This is a genomic window from Bradyrhizobium sp. 14AA (genome assembly GCF_054185205.1).
This window is the reverse complement of record NZ_JAVAYM010000007.1, coordinates 180,946-200,177: the sequence shown is the minus strand read 5'-3', so window position 1 is coordinate 200,177 and position 19,232 is coordinate 180,946. Positions and strand designations below refer to the sequence as shown.

Here is a 19,232-nt window from a genome sequence, read left to right as displayed (position 1 = left end):
CCTAGAACAGCGACTTTGCCGCGGCGGAGGCGACGCTCACCACGGGGCCTGCGAACAGCGCGAACAGGATGGTGAACAGGCCCGCAACCGCCAGCACCGTCTTCACCTCGACGCGCACCGGATCGACCTGACCGGCCGGCTCGTCGAAATACATCGTCTTGACGATGGTGAGATAGTAGTAGGCGCCGACCACGCTGGTCAGCACGCCGATCACCGCGAGCGTGAACAAATTCGCCTTGATGGCAGCGACGAAGACGTACCATTTGGCGAAGAAGCCGGCGAGCGGCGGAACACCGGCCAGGGAGAACAGCAGCATCGCGAACATGAAGGCGAGCACCGGATTGGTCCGCGACAGGCCGGCGAAATCGCTGATCTGCTCGACGGCCTGGCCGTTGCGCTTCATCGCAAGGATGACCGAGAACGAGCCGAGCGTCATCGCGACATAGATCACGATGTACATCAGGACGCCCTGCGCGCCCTCGACCGTGCCGGAGGCAAGGCCGACCAGGGCAAAGCCCATGTGGCCGATCGAGGAATAGGCCATCAGGCGCTTGATGTTGCTCTGGCCGATCGCGGCGAAGGAGCCGAGCGCCATCGAGGCGATCGCCACGAACACCAGGATCTGCTGCCACTGCGAGACGATGCCCGGGAACGCGGTCAGCGTGACGCGGGTGAAGACGGCCAGCGCAGCGACCTTCGGCGCGGAAGCGAAGAAGGCGGTGACCGGCGTCGGTGCGCCCTCATACACATCAGGCGTCCACATGTGGAACGGCACGGCCGAGACCTTGAAGCAGAGGCCGGCGAGCAGGAAGACCAGGCCGAACACGAGGCCGATATTCGAGACCGTCGCGGCCGCGGCGATGCCGGTGAAGCTGACGGTGCCGGTGAAGCCATAGATCAGCGAGGCGCCGTAGAGCAGCATGCCCGACGACAGAGCGCCGAGCACGAAATACTTCAAGCCGGCTTCGGTCGACTTTGCGTTGTCGCGGTTCGAGGACGCCACGACATAGAGCGCCAGCGACATCAATTCGAGGCCGAGATAGAGCGAGATCAGGTCGCCGGCCGAGATCAGCACCATCATGCCGAGCGTCGAGAGCAGCACCAGGATGGCGTATTCGAAGATGCGGCGCGAGGGATCGGACAGGAACTCGGTCGACAGCACCAGCGTCACCGCCGAGCCGATCAGAGCCAGGATCTTCATGAAGCGGGCGAAGTCGTCGACGATGAAGCTGCCACCGAAGGTGACGTGCTTGCCCGCAGGCTGCGCGTAGACGAGTACGCCGACCACGACCAGGAGCAGGACCGCCAGCGAGGTGATCGCCTTGGTCGTCCCCTCCCCGCGATAGGCCCCGAGCATCAGAAGCGCCATCGCGCCGACCGCGAGCACGAGCTCGGGCAGCGCCGGCGCCAGTTGATAACCTGCAGTCGAAAAGCTCATGGCGATATCCTGACCTGCCCGATCACTGGAGCAGTGCGGCGGCCTTCACGGCCGTCACAGCGGTGTTGTAATTGTTGACGAGTTGCTGGACCGAGGCGGCCGACATGTCGAGCACCGGCTTCGGATAGACGCCGAACAGGATCGTCAGCGCGATCAGCGGGAACAGCGTCACGCACTCGCGCAAGGTGAGATCCTTCATGCTCGCCAGCGACGGCTTGACCAGCGCCCCGAACACGACCTTGCGGTAGAGCCACAGCGCGTAGCCCGCCGACAGGATCACGCCGAAGGTGGCGAAGAACGCGGTCGGGATCGAGACCTTGAAGGTGCCGAGCAGCGTCATGAACTCGCCGACGAAGCCGCTGGTGCCGGGCAGACCGACATTGGCCATGGTGAAGATCATGAAGGTCAGCGCGTACAGCGGCATCCGGTTGACGAGGCCGCCATAGGCCGCGATCTCGCGGGTGTGCATGCGGTCGTAGACGATGCCGACGCAGAGGAACAGCGCGCCGGAGACGATGCCGTGCGAGATCATCTGGAACACGCCGCCGGCGACGCCCTGCATGGTGCCTGCGAAGATGCCCATGGTGACGAAGCCCATATGCGCCACCGAGGAGTACGCGATCAGCTTCTTCATGTCCTCCTGCATCATCGCGACCAGCGAGGTGTAGATGATGGCGATGGCCGAGAGCGTGAAGATCAGCGGCGCGAAGTCGTGCGAGGCCAGCGGGAACATCGGCAGCGAGAAGCGCAGGAAGCCGTAGCCGCCCATCTTCAGCAGGATCGCGGCGAGCACCACGGAGCCGGCCGTCGGCGCCTCGACGTGCGCGTCGGGGAGCCAGGTGTGCACCGGCCACATCGGCATCTTCACCGCGAAGGAGGCGAAGAAGGCGAGCCAGGCCCAGGTCTGCAAAGACCGCGGCACGGCAGTGTGCATCAGGGTCGGGATGTCGGTGGTGCCGCCGTTCCAGTACAGCGCCATGATGGCGAGCAGCATCAGGACCGAGCCGAGCAGCGTGTAGAGGAAGAACTTGAACGACGCGTAGACCCGGCGCGGACCACCCCAGACGCCGATGATCAGGAACATCGGGATCAGGCCGCCCTCGAAGAACAGGTAGAACAGCACGAGGTCGAGCGCCGAGAAGGTGCCGACCATCAGCGTTTCCAGGATCAGAAACGCCATCATGTATTCGCGGACCCGGCTCGTGACCTTCCAGCTCGCGATGATGCAGAACGGCATCAGGGCGGTGGTCAGGATCACGAAGGGCAGCGAAATGCCGTCCACGCCCATGTGGTAGGTGATTCCGGTGGCGAGCCAGTTCGCCTTCTCGACGAACTGGAAGTCGGGATTGGCAGGGTCGAAGCGCATGACCAGGATCACCGACACCGCGAAGGTGATCAGCGTGGTCCACAGCGCGATCCAGCGCGAATTGCGCCGGGCCGCCTCGTCATCGCCGCGGCTGAGATAGACGATCAGCGCGCCGACCACCGGCAGGAACGTGGTGACCGAAAGGATGGGCCAGGTTGTCATTTACTGGCCTCCAAAGCCGAACATGAACCAGGTGATCAGGCCGGCGGCGCCGATCAGCATGGCAAACGCGTAGTGATAGAGATAGCCGGTCTGGATCTTCACGACGTTACGGGTGATGTCCAGGACGCGCGCCGAGACGCCGTCGGGGCCGAGACCGTCGATGATGAAGCCGTCGCCCTTCTTCCAGAGCTGGTAGCCGATCCACTTCGCCGGACGGACGAAGATGAGCTCGTAGAGCTCGTCGAAGTACCATTTGTTGAGCAGGAACTGGTACAGCATCGGCTGCTCTTGAGCGAGCCGAACGGGGATGTAGGGCCGGCGGATGTAGAAAAGGTACGACACCAGGAAGCCCAGCACCATCATCACCGTCGGCAGGAAGGCGATGGTCTCGGGGATGTGGTGCATCTCCTCGATGATGTGCGGGTTCATCTTCACGGACTCGCGGAAGAACTCCTCGACGCCGTGGCCGGCGAACAATTCCTTGAACGGGAAACCGGCGACGATGGAGCCGACCGCGAGCGCGCCGATCGGGATCAGGATCCAGAGCGGGGCCTCATGCGCGGCCTCGTAATGATGCTCGTCATGCGGCTCGCCGTGGAAGGTCTTGAAGATCAGGCGCCAGGAGTAGAACGAGGTCAGGCCGGCGGCGACGACCGTCATCAGGAAGCCGTACACCGCGAACGGATTGTGCGAGGCGTAGGCGGACTCGATGATCGCGTCCTTGGAGAAATAGCCGGCGGTGAGCGGGAACCCGGTGAGCGCCAGCGTGCCGACCACCATCACCGCATAGGTGTAAGGGATCTTCTTCCAGAGGCCGCCCATGTTGCGAATGTCCTGCTCGTGGTGCATCGCGTAGATCACCGAGCCGGAGCCTAGGAACAGCAGCGCCTTGAAGAAGGCGTGCGTGAACAGGTGGAACATGCCGACCGAATAGGCCCCTGCTCCCATCGCCACGAACATGTAGCCGAGCTGCGAACAGGTCGAATAGGCGACGATGCGCTTGATGTCGTTCTGGACGAGACCGATGGTCGCGGCGAAGAACGCGGTGGTCGCGCCGAAGAACATCACGACGGCCTGCGCGGTCGGGGCAAGCTCGAACAGCGGCGACAGGCGCGCCACCATGAAGACGCCCGCGGTGACCATGGTCGCGGCGTGGATCAGCGCCGACACAGGCGTCGGGCCTTCCATCGCGTCCGGCAACCAGGTGTGCAGCAGGAACTGCGCCGACTTGCCCATCGCACCCATGAACAGCAACAGGCAGGTCAGGGTCAGCGCGTCGGCGTGCCAGCCGAGGAAGTTGATGGTCTTGCCGGTCAAGCCGGGCGCAGCGTGGAAGATGGTCTCGAAATCGGTCGAGCCGGCCAGCATGAAGATCGCGAAGATACCGAGCGCGAAGCCGAAATCGCCGACGCGGTTGACCACGAAGGCCTTGATGGCGGCCGCGTTCGCCGAAGGCTTCTGGTACCAGAAGCCGATCAGCAAATAGCTCGCCAGACCCACGCCTTCCCAGCCGAAGAACAGCTGCACGAGGTTGTCCGCGGTCACCAGCATCAGCATGGCGAAGGTGAACAGGCTGAGATAGCCGAAGAAGCGCGGCCGGTACGGATCCTCGTCCATGTAGCCGATGGAATAGAGGTGCACGAGCGAGGACACGGTCGTCACCACCACCAGCATCACGGCGGTAAGCGTGTCGACGCGCAGCGTCCACCAGACCTGGAGGTCGCCGGAGAAGATGAAAGGCAGCAGCTGGATGCGGGCGTCATGATGCATGAAGCCGACATCGACCAGCGTCATCCAGGACAGCGCCGCCGCGACGAACAGCAGACCCGTCGTGATCAGCTCGGCGCCGCGCGAACCAGCCGCGGCCGGCTCGACCGGACCGTGGCCGTGATCGTCATGGGCGTGATCGTCGTGGCCATGGTCGTCATGGGCGGCCGCCGCATGGGCATCGCCGTGACCATGGTCGCCGTGATGCTCGACCTCGTCGCCCGAGGGGTTGCGGGCATGCGCGCCGACCAGGGAGATGAGCCCGGCCAGAATGGCGCCCAGCAGGGGCAGGAAAACGATTGCCTGAACCATTTGAGAGCTCAGCCCTTCATCAGATTGACGTCCTCAACCGCGATCGAGCCGCGGTTGCGGAAATAGACCACCAGGATGGCGAGACCGATCGCGGCTTCAGCGGCCGCAACGGTGAGCACCAGAAGCGCGAAGACCTGACCGACGATGTCGCCGAGGAAGGTCGAGAACGCCACGAGGTTGATGTTGACCGAGAGCAGGATCAGCTCGATCGACATCAGGATGACGATGATGTTCTTGCGATTCAGGAAGATGCCGAGGATCCCGAGCGTGAACAGGATCGCGCCGACCGCCAGATAATGTCCGAGCCCGATCGTCATTTCACCCACTCCGCCGCATCGGCATCCGAGAGCCCCTGCCCCGGCGTCACCTTGCGCATCGCCATCGCCATGTCGGGCGTGCGCGCGTTCTGAACGTTGATGTCCTGCCGCTTCACGCTCGCCTTGTGCCGCAGCGTCAGCACGATGGCGCCGATCATGGCGACCAGCAGCACCATGCCCGAGAGCTGGAAGTAGTGGATGTACTTCGTATAGAGCACGAGACCGAGCGCCTCGGTGTTGCTGACATTGGCCGGGATCGCCGCCGTGATCGTCTTGGCAACGCCGGGGTTGATGACCCAAAAGCCGACGGTGAGCAGCAGCTCGAACAGGAAGATGCCGCCGATCACGAGGCCCACGGGCAGGTACTCGATGAAGCCCTCGCGCAGCTCGAGGAAGTCGACGTCGAGCATCATGATCACGAACAGGAACAGCACCGCGACCGCGCCGACATAGACGACGATCAGCATCATGCCGAGGAATTCGGCGCCCATCAGCACGAACAGGCCCGAAGCGTTGACGAAGGCCAAGATCAGGTACAGCACGGAGTGCACGGGATTGCGCGAGACAATCACCATCACCGCCGAGGCGACGCAGACGCCGGCGAAGAGATAGAAGAACAGCGCGGGAAGGATCATTGCCTCACCTCACCGGTACGGCGCGTCGAGCTCGATCGCTTTCGCGATCTCGCGTTCCCAGCGGTCGCCGTTGGCGAGCAGCTTGGCCTTGTCATAGAACAGTTCCTCGCGGGTCTCGGTCGCGAACTCGAAGTTCGGACCTTCGACGATGGCGTCGACCGGACAGGCCTCCTGGCAGAGGCCGCAATAGATGCACTTCACCATGTCGATGTCGTAGCGCACGGTGCGGCGGGTGCCGTCGTTGCGACGCGGACCGGCCTCGATGGTGATGGCCTGCGCCGGGCAGACCGCCTCGCACAGCTTGCAGGCGATGCAGCGTTCCTCGCCGTTCGGATAGCGGCGCAGCGCGTGCTCGCCGCGGAAGCGCGGCGAGATCGGGCCCTTCTCGAAGGGATAGTTCAGCGTCGGCTTCGGCTGGAAGAAATAACGCATGGCGAGGAAGAACGCCGAGACGAATTCCGACAGCAGGAGCGAGCGTGCAGTGGCGTTGATGTTGATACCCATGACGGCCCTCACTTCGGCGCGATGCCGGCGAATTGCAGCACGCCGGCCACCACGACCACCATCGCCAGCGACAGCGGCAGGAACACCTTCCAGCCGAGGCGCATCAATTGGTCGTAGCGGTAGCGCGGCACGATCGCCTTCGCCATCGCGAACAGGAAGAACATGAAGAACACTTTGAGCGAGAACCAGATGATCCCCGGCACCCAGTTGAAGGGCGGCAGGTCCACCGGCGGCAGCCAGCCCCCGAGGAACAGGATCGTGGCCATCGCGCACATCGTGACGATCGCGACGTATTCGCCGAGCATGAACAGCAGATACGGCGTCGAGCCGTACTCGACCATGAAGCCGGCGACGAGCTCGGATTCCGCCTCGACGAGGTCGAAGGGCGGACGGTTGGTTTCCGCCAGCGCCGAGACGTAGAACACCACGAACATCGGGAACAGCGGCCAGACGTACCAGTTCAGGATGGTGAGCTGCGGCAGCCCGATCAGGCTGGCAAGGCCGCGCGCATGCTGGGCCTCGACCACGGCCGAGAGGTTCAGCGTGCCGGCGCAGAGCAGCACCGTGATGATGACGAAGCCGATCGAGACCTCGTAGGACACCATCTGCGCCGCCGAGCGCAGCGCGGCCAGGAACGGATATTTCGAGTTCGACGACCAGCCGGCCATGATGATGCCGTAGATCGACAGCGACGAGATCGCGAAGATGAAGAGGATGCCGACATTGATGTCGGAGATCACCCAGCCGAGGTTGGTCGGGATCACCGCCCAGGCGGCGAGCGCGAGCACGCATGAGACCAAGGGAGCAAGGAGAAACACGCCCTTGTTGGCGCCGGCCGGAATGATCGGCTCCTTCAGCACGAACTTCAGCAAGTCGGCGAAGGATTGCAGCAGGCCCCAGGGGCCGACGACGTTCGGGCCGCGGCGGATCTGCACCGCCGCCCAGATCTTGCGGTCGGCGAGCAGGATGTAGGCGATCGCGACCAGCAGGACGACGAGCACCAGGACGCTCTCCGCGACCATGATGATCAGCGGCCAGAGGAAACCGGTCCAGAATGCGCTTTCGAAGAATTCCATCTAGCTCACTCCGCTGCGGTCAGCATCTGCCCGGAGGCAAGCCGCGAACATTCCGCCATCACGGCGGACGCGCGCGCGATTGGGTTGGTCAAATAGAAGTCCTCGACGTTCGGCTTGAACGGCGCCTTCTCGGGCGAGCCGCCCTTCCCCGCCAGCTTCTTGATCTGGTCGGCAGAACCGGCCTCGATCTGGTCGAGACGGATCAGGTGCGGCACGGCCTTGAAGATCGCCTGGCGCAGCGCCGAGAGCGAGTCATAGCCGAGCTTCTTGCCGAGCGCTTCCGACAGCGCACGGACGATCGCCCAGTCCTCGCGGGCTTCGCCCGGCGGGAACGCGGCTCGGCCGGTCATCTGCACGCGGCCTTCGGTGTTGACGTAGATCGCGGACTTCTCGGTGTAGGCCGCCGCCGGCAGGATGACGTCGGCGCGGTGCGCGCCGCGATCGCCATGGGTGCCGATATAGACGACGAAGGTACCGTCAGGCGCGTTGATCTCGTCGGCGCCGAGCAGGAACAGCAGGTCCAGCGTGCCGAACGTCGTCATCTGCGCGGCGTTCAGCCCGCCGCCGGTTGCGGAGAAGCCGATATCGAGCGCACCGACGCGCGAGGCGGTCTCGTGCAGCACGCCAAAGCCGTTCCAGCCGTCCTTCACCGCGCCGACATCCAGCGCGAGCTTGGCGGCGGCGGCGAGGATGGCGGCACCGTCGTGACGGGCGGCCGCGCCGGCGCCGACCAGGATGATCGGGTGCTTGGCGTTCTTCAGCACGTCCATGAAGGAGTGCTTGCCGGCCGCAAGCTCACCGAGGGTCTCGGTGCCTGCGCCGAGATGGTCATAGTCGTAGGTCAGATCGGCCTTGGGGCCGATCACGCCGACCTTGAAGCCGCCGGCGCGCCAGCGCTTGCGGATGCGGGCGTTGAACACGGCCGCTTCCTTGCGCGGATTGGCGCCGATGATCAGCAGCGCGTCCGCCTGCTCGACGCCGACGAGCGTCGGGTTGAAGATGTAGGAGCCGCGGCCGAGCGCGGGATCGAAGGCATCGCCGCCCTGCACCGCCAGATTGCCCGAGCCATACTTGGACAAGAGGTCCTTCAGCGCGAACATCTCTTCGACGCCGGCGAGATCGCCCGCGATCGCGCCGATGCGCTTGCCGTCGGTGCGCGCCGCCTTCACAGCGATCGTGGCGAAGGCTTCGGTCCAGCTCGCGGCGCGCAGCTTGCCGGCTTCGCGGATATAGGGCCGGTCGAGACGCTGGGTGCGCAGGCCGTCGACGACGTGGCGGGTCTTGTCGGAGATCCACTCCTCGTTCACGGCCTCGTTGATGCGCGGCAGCACGCGCATGACTTCACGGCCGCGGGTGTCGACGCGGATTGCCGAGCCGAGGCCATCCATGACGTCGACCGACTGGGTCTTGCCGAGCTCCCAGGGACGCGCCGCGAAAGCATAGGGCTTCGAGGTCAGCGCGCCGACCGGGCAGATGTCGACGAGATTGCCCTGCAGTTCCGAGGTCAGCGCGTGCTGGAGGTAGGTCGTGATCTCCATGTCCTCGCCGCGACCGGTCGCGCCCATCTCGGGGGCGCCGGCGACTTCCGCCGAGAAGCGGACGCAGCGCGTGCACTGGATGCAGCGGTTCATCGAGGTCTTGACCAGCGCGCCGAGATACTTGTCCTCGACGGCGCGCTTGTTCTCGGCGAAACGGCTGGTGTCGACACCATAGCCCATCGCCTGGTCCTGCAGGTCGCACTCGCCGCCCTGGTCGCAGATCGGGCAGTCCAGCGGATGGTTGATGAGAAGGAATTCCATCACGCCTTCGCGTGCCTTCTTCACCATCGGCGAACGCGTGGAGATTTCCGGCGGCTCGCCCTTCGGGCCCGGACGGCAATCACGCACGCCCCAGGCGCAGCTCGCGACCGGCTTCGGGCCGCCCTTCACCTCGACGAGGCACATCCGGCAGTTGCCGGCGATCGACAGCCGCTCGTGATAGCAGAAGCGCGGAATCTCGGCGCCGGCCGCCTCGCACGCCTGAAGCAGCGTGTATTCGGCGGGGACATCGATCTCTTTGCCGTCGATGATGAGCTTGGTCATTCTTCTTACTCCGCCGCGACCATGTTCACGGGATCGCGGACGCCGGCATCGTCGATGTCGGCCTTGTGCGAATACTGGTCGATGCGCGCTTCGATCTCGTGACGGAAATGCGCGATCAGGCCCTGGATCGGCCATGCGGCTGCGTCGCCGAGCGCGCAGATGGTGTGGCCTTCGACCTGTTTTGTCACTTCGAGGAGCATGTCGATCTCGCGCTTGTGGGCGCGGCCATCGGCCATGCGGGTGAGCACACGCCACATCCAGCCGGTGCCCTCACGGCACGGCGTGCACTGGCCGCAGCTCTCATGCTTGTAGAAATAGGAGATGCGGGCGATCGCGCGGATCAGGTCGGTCGACTTGTCCATCACGATCACGGCCGCGGTGCCGAGGCCCGAGCGCAGCTTGCTCAGGCTGTCGAAATCCATCGGCGTGTCGATGATCTGCTCGGCCGGCACCATGCGCACCGACGAGCCGCCGGGGATCACGGCCTTGAGGTTGTCCCAGCCGCCGCGGATGCCGCCGCAATGCTTGTCGATCAGCTCACGGAACGGAATGCCCATGGCCTCTTCGACGTTGCAGGGCCGCTCGACATGGCCGGAGATGCAGAACAGTTTTGTGCCGACATTGTTCGGACGGCCGATGCCGGCGAACCAGGCCGCGCCGCGGCGCAGGATGTCCGGCGCAACGGCGATCGACTCGACGTTGTTGACGGTGGTCGGGCAGCCGAACAGGCCGACGTTGGCTGGGAACGGCGGCTTCAGGCGCGGCTGGCCCTTCTTGCCTTCGAGGCTTTCGAGCAGCGCGGTTTCCTCGCCGCAGATATAGGCGCCGGCGCCGTGGGCGACGTAGATGTCGAACGGCCAGCCGTTGACGTTGTCCTTACCGACGAGCTTCGCCTCATAGGCCTGGTCGATCGCGGCCTGCAGATGCTCGCGCTCGCGGATGAACTCGCCGCGGACATAGATGTAGCAGGCATGCGCGTTCATCGCGCAGCTCGCGATCAGGCAGCCCTCGATGAGGAGATGCGGATCGTGCCGCATGATCTCGCGATCCTTGCACGTGCCGGGCTCGGACTCGTCGGCGTTGACGACGAGATAGCTCGGCCGGCCGTCGGTCGATTCCTTCGGCATGAAGGACCACTTCAGGCCGGTCGGGAAGCCGGCGCCGCCGCGGCCGCGCAGGCCCGACGCCTTCATCTCGTTGATGATCCAGTCGCGGCCCTTGTCGATGATATTCTTCGTACCATCCCAGGCGCCGCGGCGCCGCGCGCCCTCGAGCCCCCAATCGTGGAGGCCGTAGAGGTTCTTGAAGATGCGGTCCTTGTCCTCGAGCATATCAGTGCTTTCCGATCAACGATTGGACTGCTTGTAGGCAAGTCCGGCGGCGCAGACGGCGAAGGTCAGCGCCCAGAGCAGGCTGGATTCCAGCGACGCGTTCAGGCCGAAACGCTGCAGCAGGAAGATGAAAGCAGCCGCCACGGCGGCGTGCATCGCGATGAAGCCCCACTTGTTCATGGCACCCCTCCCCTGCACCGAAGGCTGCGAGAGACCACGCATCAGGTGGTCTCCTTCAGCGTCGTCGGTCCGTTGATCGGCGCCGAGAACTGGCGGCCGTTCTGCGGACCGGGCTTGGGCGGATTGCCCGAAGCGAAGCCATCGAGCACCTTGCCGAAGCTTTCCTTGGTCAGGTCCTCATAGGTGTCCTTGCCGATCATGACCATCGGCGCGTTCACGCAGGCCCCGAGGCACTCGACCTCTTCCCAGCTGAAATTGCCGTCCTTGGAGAGATGGAAGGGTTCGTGATGGATGCGGTGCTCGCAGACGTGGATGAGATCCTCGGCGCCGCGCAGGCGGCACGGCGTGGTGCCGCAGACCTGGACGTGGGCCTTCTTGCCGACGGGTGCGAGCTGGAACATCGTGTAGAACGTCGCGACCTCGAGCACGCGGATATAGGGCATGTCGAGCATGTCGGCGATGACGCGGATCGCGGCTTCCGAGACCCAGCCGTCGTGCTGCTCCTGAGCCCGCCAGAGGATGGCGATGACGGCGGAAGCCTGACGTCCGGCCGGATATTTCGCGATCTGCTGCTTGGCGAACGCGAGGTTCTCCTCCGTGAACGCAAAGCTCGCGGGCTGGACTTCCTTCGGTGCTAATCGGCGAACGGACATATCTTATCTCTCACTGCATACGGCGCGCGGTTTTGGCATTCAGGGCATTGATCCTGTCCTGCCAGAATGCGCTTGCGGTGCCGAAAACGTTGTAGCCGACGTGGGTCGAGACCTTGATGCGGTCGAGGATCGACAGCTCGGTCACGGTCTCCATCCGGTTGCTGCGCGGATCGAACACGATCAGCTTCAGCGGGGTCTGTTCGAGGATGTAGCGCGACACCGAATGGTTGCGGTCGCTGCCGTGCTCCTCGCACATGATGACGCTGTCGGCCTGGAGCAGCCGGGCGCCGCCCTTGATCGCCTCGATCTCGACGCCCTCGACGTCGAGCTTGATCAGATACTTGCCGCTCGCCGCAACCTTGCCGTCGTCGATGAGATTGTCGAGCGCAAGCACCGGCACTTCCTCACCGCCCGCCGACGGAGCGCCGGCAATGCTGAAGGCCTCGTGCTTGGTGCCAGATAGCCGCGCGGTGCCACGCGTTGCGCCGATGGCGCATTTCATGGTCTCGAAGCGATTGCCGTTGACGCGGGCGTTGTTGGCAAGCTTCGGATAGTTCTGGCCCGACGGCTCGATCGCGATCGCCTTGTGCGAGCCGAACGGCTTGCTCGACACCAGCACCGACCAGTAGCCGTAATTGGCGCCGCAATCGAGCAGCGTGTAGTCGACGTCGATGGAGTCGGCGAACAGCAGCTCGAGCTCGTCCTCGTAATTGTAGGAGCGGTTGAGCAGCTTGCTCCAATAACCGTCGCCGTAAGGAAATTCGAACACGGCGTCGGGATTGAGCCTGATCGCGATGTCGCGCTTGGGAAGCGTCTTCGCCAGCAGATTGGCGCAGGCGATGTAGCCCATATGCGAGAAGTGCGAGGAGATCTTCGATCCCGTCACCAGCGCCAAGGCAGCCGTCCGCTCCCACAGGTTGGCCCCTTCAAGGGCCCCCGAGGCGCGGTCAAACTGGATGGGCGCTTGCGCCATCACCGATCGACCTCTCCGAACACGATGTCGAGCGAGCCGAGGATCGCCGAGACGTCGGCGAGCAGATGGCCGCGGCAGATGTGATCCATCGCCTGCAGATGGGCAAAGCCCGGCGCGCGGATCTTGCACTTGTAGGGCTTGTTGGTGCCGTCTGAGATCAGATAGACGCCGAACTCGCCCTTGGGCGCCTCGACCGCGGCGTAGACTTCGCCGGCCGGCACGTGAACGCCCTCGGTGTAGAGCTTGAAATGGTGGATCAGCGCTTCCATCGAGCGCTTCATCTCGCCACGGCGCGGCGGCGCGACCTTGTTGTCTTCGACGACGATCGGGCCCTTACCTTCAGGCGCATTCAGCTTCTGGATGCACTGCTTCATGATGCGCACGGACTGGCGCATCTCTTCCATGCGGATCAGATAGCGGTCGTAGCAGTCGCCGTTCTTGCCGATCGGAATGTCGAAATCCATCTCGGCGTAGCATTCATAGGGCTGCGACTTGCGCAGGTCCCAGGCCGCGCCGGAGCCACGCACCATCACGCCCGAGAAGCCCCACTCCCAGGCTTCCTTCAGCGGCACCACGCCGATGTCGACGTTGCGCTGCTTGAAGATGCGGTTGGCGGTGAGCAGCCGGTCGAGGTCGTCCACGACCTTCAGGAACGGATCGCACCAGGCCTCGATGTCGTCGACCAGCTTCTGCGGCAGGTCCTGATGGACGCCGCCGACGCGGAAGAAGGCTGCGTGCATACGGCTGCCCGAGGCGCGCTCGTAGAACACCATCAGCTTCTCACGCTCTTCGAAGCCCCACAGCGGCGGGGTCAGCGCGCCCACGTCCATCGCCTGCGTGGTAACGTTGAGCAGGTGCGACAGGATGCGGCCGATCTCGCAATAGAGCACGCGGATCAGCTGGCCACGGCGCGGCACCTCGATGCCGAGCAGCTTTTCGGCGGCCATGCAGAAGGCGTGCTCCTGGTTCATCGGCGCGACGTAGTCCAGCCGATCGAAGTAAGGGATCGCCTGGAGATAGGTCTTCTGCTCGATCAGCTTCTCGGTGCCGCGGTGAAGCAGGCCGATATGCGGGTCGACGCGGGCGACGATCTCGCCGTCAAGCTCCAGCACGAGGCGCAGCACGCCGTGCGCCGCCGGATGCTGCGGCCCGAAGTTGATGGTAAAATTGCGAAGGTTTTCGGGTTGCTCGTTCATGATCAGGCCTTCGGTCCCGCCTTCTCGTCACCGGGAAGCGGATAGTCCGCCCCTTCCCACGGCGAGAGGAAATCGAACTTGCGGAATTCCTGGTTGAGCCTGACAGGCTCGTACACCACGCGCTTCTCCTGGTCGTCGTAGCGGACCTCGACGAAACCGGTGGTCGGGAAGTCCTTGCGCAGCGGATGGCCCTCGAAACCGTAGTCGGTGAGGATGCGGCGCATGTCGGGATGGCCGACGAAGAACACGCCGTAGAGGTCGTAGGCCTCGCGCTCGAACCAGTCGGCGCCCGGGAACACCTCGATCAGCGAAGGCACCTGGGTGGTCTCGTCGGCCTGGGCCTTGAGCCGGATCCGCGCGTTCAGGGTCGGTGACAGGAAGTGATAGATCACGTCGAACCGCTTCTCGCGGTCGGGGTAGTCCGCCGCCGTAATGTCGGTGAAGTTGACGAAGCGGCAGTTCGAATCGTCGCGGAGGTACGTGACCACCTCGACGATCTTGCTGGCCTCGACATCAACCGTGAGCTGGTTGAAGGCCACCGAGTGACCGAGGGCGGCGCCCGGAAGCGCGCTAACGATCGTCTGCCCCAGGGCGTCGAGCTTGGCGTCGTCCATGACGTAAAACCTTAGCGTTCGATGGTGCCGGTGCGGCGGATCTTCTTCTGCAGCAGCAGCACGCCGTAAAGCAGGGCTTCCGCCGTGGGCGGGCAGCCCGGCACGTAGATGTCGATCGGCACGATGCGGTCGCAGCCGCGCACGACCGAGTAGGAATAGTGATAGTAGCCGCCGCCATTGGCGCAGGAGCCCATCGAGATGACGTAGCGCGGCTCGGGCATCTGGTCGTAGACCTTGCGCAAAGCCGGAGCCATCTTGTTGGTCAGCGTGCCGGCGACGATCATCACGTCGGACTGGCGCGGCGAGGCACGCGGGGCGAAGCCGAAGCGCTCGACGTCGTAGCGCGGCATCGACACCTGCATCATCTCGACGGCGCAGCAGGCGAGACCGAAGGTCATCCACATCAGCGAGCCGGTACGGGCCCAGGTGATGAGGTCGTCCGTCGCGGCCGTGAAGAAGCCCTTGTCGGACAGCTCGGAATTGACCTCGAGGAAGAACGGATCAGTGGCCCCGACCGGCTTGCCGGTCGACGGATCCAGAATGCCCTTGGGGGCCGGCGCGATGACCGGACCAGCGGACGATGCAGGGTTCAATCCCATTCCAGTGCCCCTTTCTTCCATTCGTAGGCGAACCCGACCGTCAGCACGGCGAGGAACACCACCATGGACCAGAAGCCGGTCGCGCCAAGCTTGCCGAACGCCACCGCCCAGGGAAACAGGAACGCCACCTCGAGGTCGAAGATGATGAAGAGGATGGCGACCAGATAGAAGCGGACGTCGAACTTCATGCGGGCGTCGTCGAAGGCGTTGAAACCGCACTCATACGCCGACAGCTTTTCCGGGTCCGGCTGCTGGAACGCCACGATGAAGGGCGCGATCAGCAGCACCAGGCCGATGAGGCCCGCTACCCCTATGAAGACGACGAGTGGAAGATAGTTCTGTAGAATGCCGCTCATTGACGAGCCCTTTTTCCCGCAGCCTCGGGACAGCCACGGATTCGTCCGATTTGGAATTATTCTGAGCCTTAGCGCAGTGCACCAATGGGCGCAAGACACGCTCTTTTCAGGCCCTTTGCCGCCCCCAGAACGGTGAAAATCCCGGAATCACCCCGCGGCTGGTATGAAGCAGATCGCTGAACCCGACAAGGGCGGCTGCGGTTTTGCGAGGCGGCAGTTCTGAGATTGCGGCGTACGGGCCGGGACAGCTATTTCCCGTGTATCACCCGGCCAAAATGCGCTGGCTTTTGCGTGCGGCAACGCACCAAGGCCGGGGCGATGACCATCACCGGCCCGATTGTCACCCCGGCGACATATTGCCGACTGTCGCCCAGCGCAACCCGGCAGACCGGAGATGCCAGCGGTTGCACGGGATAGATGCAGCAAAGACACGTATCCACAGGCGCGAGCGGTTCTGGGAGCCATGCAACATTACCGGACCGGGGCTCGCCTGGCGAATGCGTCGGCGCCCTGCCCCGGATCGGCCGCGAGCGCGGCGTCGGCGACTGCTCGTCGCGCGCGCCGCGCTCGGATGAGCTTCGGGCCGGGGGGCATGGCCGGAAGCTCATCGATCCCCTGAGCGGCAGTCCGTCAGGCGTCGCGAGGCCTTATCCCTCGCCTCTCCTCATCCTTTGCCTCACCATTTGTAGGAAACGCTGGCGGTGACGCGCCGGCGGTCGCCGTAGAAGCACGACGTGGCCGAGGCGCAGCTTGCGACATAGATCTTGTCGGTCAGGTTGATCACGTTGAGGGCGGTGCGCCAGTTCTGCCATTCATAGTGGAGCGCGAGGTCGCCGAGCACGACCGCGGGAACCTCGAGCGTGTTGGCCGTATCGGCCCAGGACGAGCCGATATAGCGGACGCCGCCGCCGAAACCGAAGCCCTCAAGCGGTCCGTCCTTGAAGGTGTAGTCCGCCCAGCCTGACACCAGCATCTCAGGCGTGTTGGTCGGCGTTTTGCCGATCAGAGTCGGATCCAGATCCTTGCTGTTGAAGATATGATAGGCCGTGAAGGCGCCGATCAGCTTCAGCTCCTTCGTGGCATTAGCCACCGCTTCGAGCTCGATGCCGCGCGAAGTCACCTCGCCGGTCTGGTTCTGCAATACCGGGATGATGCCCGGCGCCGTCGTCGCCACATTCTGCCGGACCAGATCGAAGGCCGAGACCGTGAAATAGCCATCGAACCCCTTCGGTGCGACCTTCACACCGATTTCAGCCTGCTTGCCTGTCTCCGGCAGAAACAGCTTGTTCTGCGCGTTGAGGCCGATGATCGGATTGTAGCTCGTCGAATAGGAGACATAGGGCGCAATGCCGTTGTTGAAATTGTAGATCAGTCCGGCGCGCCCGCTGAACCTGCTGTCGTCGCGGCCGTCGACCGTAGCGCCGGTGTCCCGGGCTTCTTGCGTCGTCTCGACCCAATCATTGCGGCCGCTCAGCACCAGCGTGAAATTGCCGAGCTTCATCTGGTCCTGGACGTAGGTGCCGGCCTGCTTCTGCGTGATCTGGAAGTTGCGGAACGGCGTTGTCGGCAGCGGAGTTTCCGCCTGGCCGTAGACGGGGTTGAAGATGCTGACCGGGGACACGCCGAACCCGAAGGCCTGATAATCGTCGATCTGGTAGCCCTTCAGGTCGACGCCGAACAGCATGGTGTGCCTCACCGGGCCGGTGCTGAAGCGATACTCCAGCTGATTGTCGAGATCGGCCTGATTGGCGGTGTTCTTCGCATACCAATTGTAGCGATTGAGCGTGGCCGTCGCCTGATTGCCGTAGTCGTTGCCGACATAGCCGCGATAGGTCACGTCGACATGGGCAAACCGCGCATTCTGCCGGAACGTCACATCGTCGGTGAGATTGCGCTCGAACTGATAACCGAGCATCTCCTGCTCGCGCGTGAACTTGTCGACGCTGGGATCGCCGGCAAAGAAGCTGGTCGGGATCTTGCCGAACGAGGCATTGGTGACCGTGCCGACATAGGGCAGGAAGTTGATGCCGCGGGTCTCCTGCCGCGAGGCGGAGGCCAGCACCGTGAACGTCGTGTCGGCATCCGGCTTCCAGGTCACCGACGGTGCGATGAAGTAGTTGTTGTCGGGCGTGAAGTTGACCTGCGTCGGGCCGTTCTGGACCTGACCGACGACGCGGTAGAACAGCTTGCCGTCCTGTTTGCCGTCCTGGGGCTGCGTCGCGACGGGACCGCCGACATCGAAGCCGACATAGGCGTTGCCGAAATTGTTGACGCCGGTCTCGATGAAGCGGACGGGCTCCGCGGGCGGGAGCTTGCTGATGACGTTGACGATGCCGCTCGGGCTCGATCCGCCATAGAGCACGGCTGACGGGCCGCGCAGCACCTCGACGCGCTCCATGTTCGGCGTCTGGAGCTTCCAACTCGCATAGGACGTGTAGAACAGCTGCATGCCGTCGAGGAACAGTCCGACGTCGTCGGACTTGAAGCCGCGGATCAGCCACCAGTCGTTGCGCGTATCAGCACCAAAGGTCCCTGCCCGCACGCCGGCAGTGTAGCGCAGCACCTCGTCGAGCTTGTTCGCCTTCTGGTCGCGGATCTGCTCGGCGCCGATGACGGACACCGACTGCGGCGTCTCCATGATCGGCGTGTCGGTCTTGGTGCCGGACGAGCTGCGACCGGCGACGTAGCCGTTCACCGGACCATTCGGCGTCTCGACGAAGCCGACATTGCGCTGCGGCTGCGGCTTGCTGCGATTGGCGGTCTGCACCGACGCCCGCGGCGCACGGCGCTGCGGCGTCGCGGCAGTACGGCGGCGCGCTTCCGGCGCGGTGACGGTCACCGACGGCAGATTCTGCGCGCCACCCTGCGCGGCAGATTGTGCAAGCGATGCCTGCGGCACCAAAACCCAAGCGGATGCGGTCGCCAACACGGCCGACCGCAGCATTCCAAGACTGTTCAACGCGCCACCCCAAAGCTGCATGTTCGATGCGTCATGCCGCCGTGTCCCGGCAACGGCATGCGCTTGGGGTGACGCTTATGTGAGGGTGCGCGAATTCCCTAATTGAAAGCTTCTTAGAGAGACTCTTAGAAGCGATCCAATATTTCCGGCAATTGCCGAGACATCAGCGCGAATTCTTCTCGCTCTCGAGCATCTCGGCGGCGATCGCCGTGAGCTGATCGACCTGTTCCAGCAGCGTGAGGAACTCGGCTTCGCTCAGAAGTTCCAGCAGCCGGCGATTGCGCTCCTGCGCGCCTTCCACGATCGCATCATGCGCAGCGAGGCCCGCGGTCGTCAGCGAGATCAGCACTTCGCGGCTGTCTTTCGGATTTGCCGATTTTGCGATCAGCTTGCGCGACAACAGATTTGCCAGCGCGCGGCTGATCTGTCCCTTGTCCTGGCCGACAGCCTCGGCGAGCCGCGCCACGCTCATCGGCGGCCGGCGGCCGAGCGAGGCGACGAGACCGAACTCGACCGAGGACAATCCGGTGAGGCGCTTGTAGCGCAGGATGGCGCCGCGCTTGAGCAAATTGGCCAGCACCATCAACCGCGACGACAGCATCACGGTGATCGGCGCCGGCGGCTCGCTCTCGTCCGCTTCGGGCGACGTCGACCCGCCCCTGCTCTCGCTCTGGCTCATGGTCCACCTCTGCCAAGAAAGCCGGGGCCTGCCA

Annotated in this window: 18 protein-coding genes; all 18 read right to left on the bottom strand. The window is 64.2% G+C overall.

Annotated elements, in window-relative coordinates; all coding sequences use genetic code 11:
- Nucleotide 1: 1 nt before the first annotated feature.
- Nucleotides 2–1,438: an NADH-quinone oxidoreductase subunit NuoN gene (nuoN, locus tag RAD15_RS15705; RefSeq protein WP_458178904.1), complete on the bottom strand. Its 1,437-nt coding sequence runs from the start codon at nt 1,436–1,438 to the stop codon at nt 2–4.
- A gap of 22 nt (nt 1,439–1,460) precedes the next feature.
- Nucleotides 1,461–2,966: an NADH-quinone oxidoreductase subunit M gene (locus RAD15_RS15700; RefSeq protein ID WP_458178902.1), complete on the bottom strand. Its 1,506-nt coding sequence runs from the start codon at nt 2,964–2,966 to the stop codon at nt 1,461–1,463.
- A complete protein-coding gene (gene nuoL / locus RAD15_RS15695) occupies nt 2,967–5,045 on the bottom strand; it encodes an NADH-quinone oxidoreductase subunit L (RefSeq protein ID WP_458178900.1) in 2,079 nt (692 codons plus the stop codon).
- Nucleotides 5,046–5,053: 8 nt separating this feature from the next.
- Nucleotides 5,054–5,362 (bottom strand): NADH-quinone oxidoreductase subunit NuoK, encoded by a 309-nt coding sequence (nuoK, locus tag RAD15_RS15690; protein ID WP_008547737.1) that lies wholly within the window; start codon nt 5,360–5,362, stop codon nt 5,054–5,056.
- The gene (locus tag RAD15_RS15685; RefSeq protein WP_458178898.1) at nt 5,359–5,997 is read right to left on the bottom strand and encodes an NADH-quinone oxidoreductase subunit J; all 639 of its coding nucleotides are present in this window, start codon (nt 5,995–5,997) and stop codon (nt 5,359–5,361) included. Before RAD15_RS15685 ends, nuoK begins: the two co-directional genes overlap by 4 nt.
- A 9-nt stretch (nt 5,998–6,006) precedes the next feature.
- Entirely contained in the window at nt 6,007–6,495 is a 489-nt protein-coding gene (gene nuoI, locus RAD15_RS15680; protein ID WP_026232873.1) for an NADH-quinone oxidoreductase subunit NuoI, read from the bottom strand.
- 14 nt (nt 6,496–6,509) lie between these two features.
- Complete coding sequence (gene nuoH, locus RAD15_RS15675; RefSeq protein ID WP_458178896.1) at nt 6,510–7,577, bottom strand: NADH-quinone oxidoreductase subunit NuoH; 1,068 nt, start codon at nt 7,575–7,577, stop codon at nt 6,510–6,512.
- A 5-nt stretch (nt 7,578–7,582) separates the two neighbouring features.
- Entirely contained in the window at nt 7,583–9,658 is a 2,076-nt protein-coding gene (nuoG, locus tag RAD15_RS15670; protein ID WP_458178894.1) for an NADH-quinone oxidoreductase subunit NuoG, read from the bottom strand.
- A 5-nt stretch (nt 9,659–9,663) separates the two neighbouring features.
- Nucleotides 9,664–10,989: an NADH-quinone oxidoreductase subunit NuoF gene (nuoF, locus tag RAD15_RS15665; RefSeq protein WP_194475606.1), complete on the bottom strand. Its 1,326-nt coding sequence runs from the start codon at nt 10,987–10,989 to the stop codon at nt 9,664–9,666.
- A 15-nt stretch (nt 10,990–11,004) separates the two neighbouring features.
- Nucleotides 11,005–11,211 carry a hypothetical protein gene (locus RAD15_RS15660; protein ID WP_458178892.1) on the bottom strand — a complete coding sequence of 69 codons (207 nt, stop codon included), beginning with the start codon at nt 11,209–11,211 and terminating at the stop codon, nt 11,005–11,007.
- Nucleotides 11,211–11,822 carry an NADH-quinone oxidoreductase subunit NuoE gene (nuoE, locus tag RAD15_RS15655; protein ID WP_458178890.1) on the bottom strand — a complete coding sequence of 204 codons (612 nt, stop codon included), beginning with the start codon at nt 11,820–11,822 and terminating at the stop codon, nt 11,211–11,213. The genes RAD15_RS15660 and nuoE overlap by 1 nt, the downstream gene beginning before the upstream one ends.
- Nucleotides 11,823–11,832: 10 nt before the next feature.
- Nucleotides 11,833–12,795: an FkbM family methyltransferase gene (locus tag RAD15_RS15650; protein ID WP_458178888.1), complete on the bottom strand. Its 963-nt coding sequence runs from the start codon at nt 12,793–12,795 to the stop codon at nt 11,833–11,835.
- Nucleotides 12,795–13,991 (bottom strand): NADH-quinone oxidoreductase subunit D, encoded by a 1,197-nt coding sequence (locus RAD15_RS15645; RefSeq protein ID WP_458178886.1) that lies wholly within the window; start codon nt 13,989–13,991, stop codon nt 12,795–12,797. Before RAD15_RS15645 ends, RAD15_RS15650 begins: the two co-directional genes overlap by 1 nt.
- A gap of 2 nt (nt 13,992–13,993) precedes the next feature.
- Nucleotides 13,994–14,605 (bottom strand): NADH-quinone oxidoreductase subunit C, encoded by a 612-nt coding sequence (locus RAD15_RS15640; RefSeq protein ID WP_458178883.1) that lies wholly within the window; start codon nt 14,603–14,605, stop codon nt 13,994–13,996.
- A gap of 11 nt (nt 14,606–14,616) precedes the next feature.
- A complete protein-coding gene (locus tag RAD15_RS15635; protein ID WP_458178881.1) occupies nt 14,617–15,204 on the bottom strand; it encodes a NuoB/complex I 20 kDa subunit family protein in 588 nt (195 codons plus the stop codon).
- Nucleotides 15,195–15,560, bottom strand: coding sequence for an NADH-quinone oxidoreductase subunit A (locus tag RAD15_RS15630; RefSeq protein ID WP_008136158.1), 366 nt, complete (start codon nt 15,558–15,560; stop codon nt 15,195–15,197). The genes RAD15_RS15635 and RAD15_RS15630 overlap by 10 nt, the downstream gene beginning before the upstream one ends.
- Before the next feature lie 676 nt (nt 15,561–16,236).
- Nucleotides 16,237–18,504 carry a TonB-dependent siderophore receptor gene (locus RAD15_RS15625; RefSeq protein WP_458178879.1) on the bottom strand — a complete coding sequence of 756 codons (2,268 nt, stop codon included), beginning with the start codon at nt 18,502–18,504 and terminating at the stop codon, nt 16,237–16,239.
- A gap of 178 nt (nt 18,505–18,682) precedes the next feature.
- Entirely contained in the window at nt 18,683–19,198 is a 516-nt protein-coding gene (locus RAD15_RS15620) for a MarR family winged helix-turn-helix transcriptional regulator (protein ID WP_458178877.1), read from the bottom strand.
- Nucleotides 19,199–19,232: the final 34 nt, after the last annotated feature.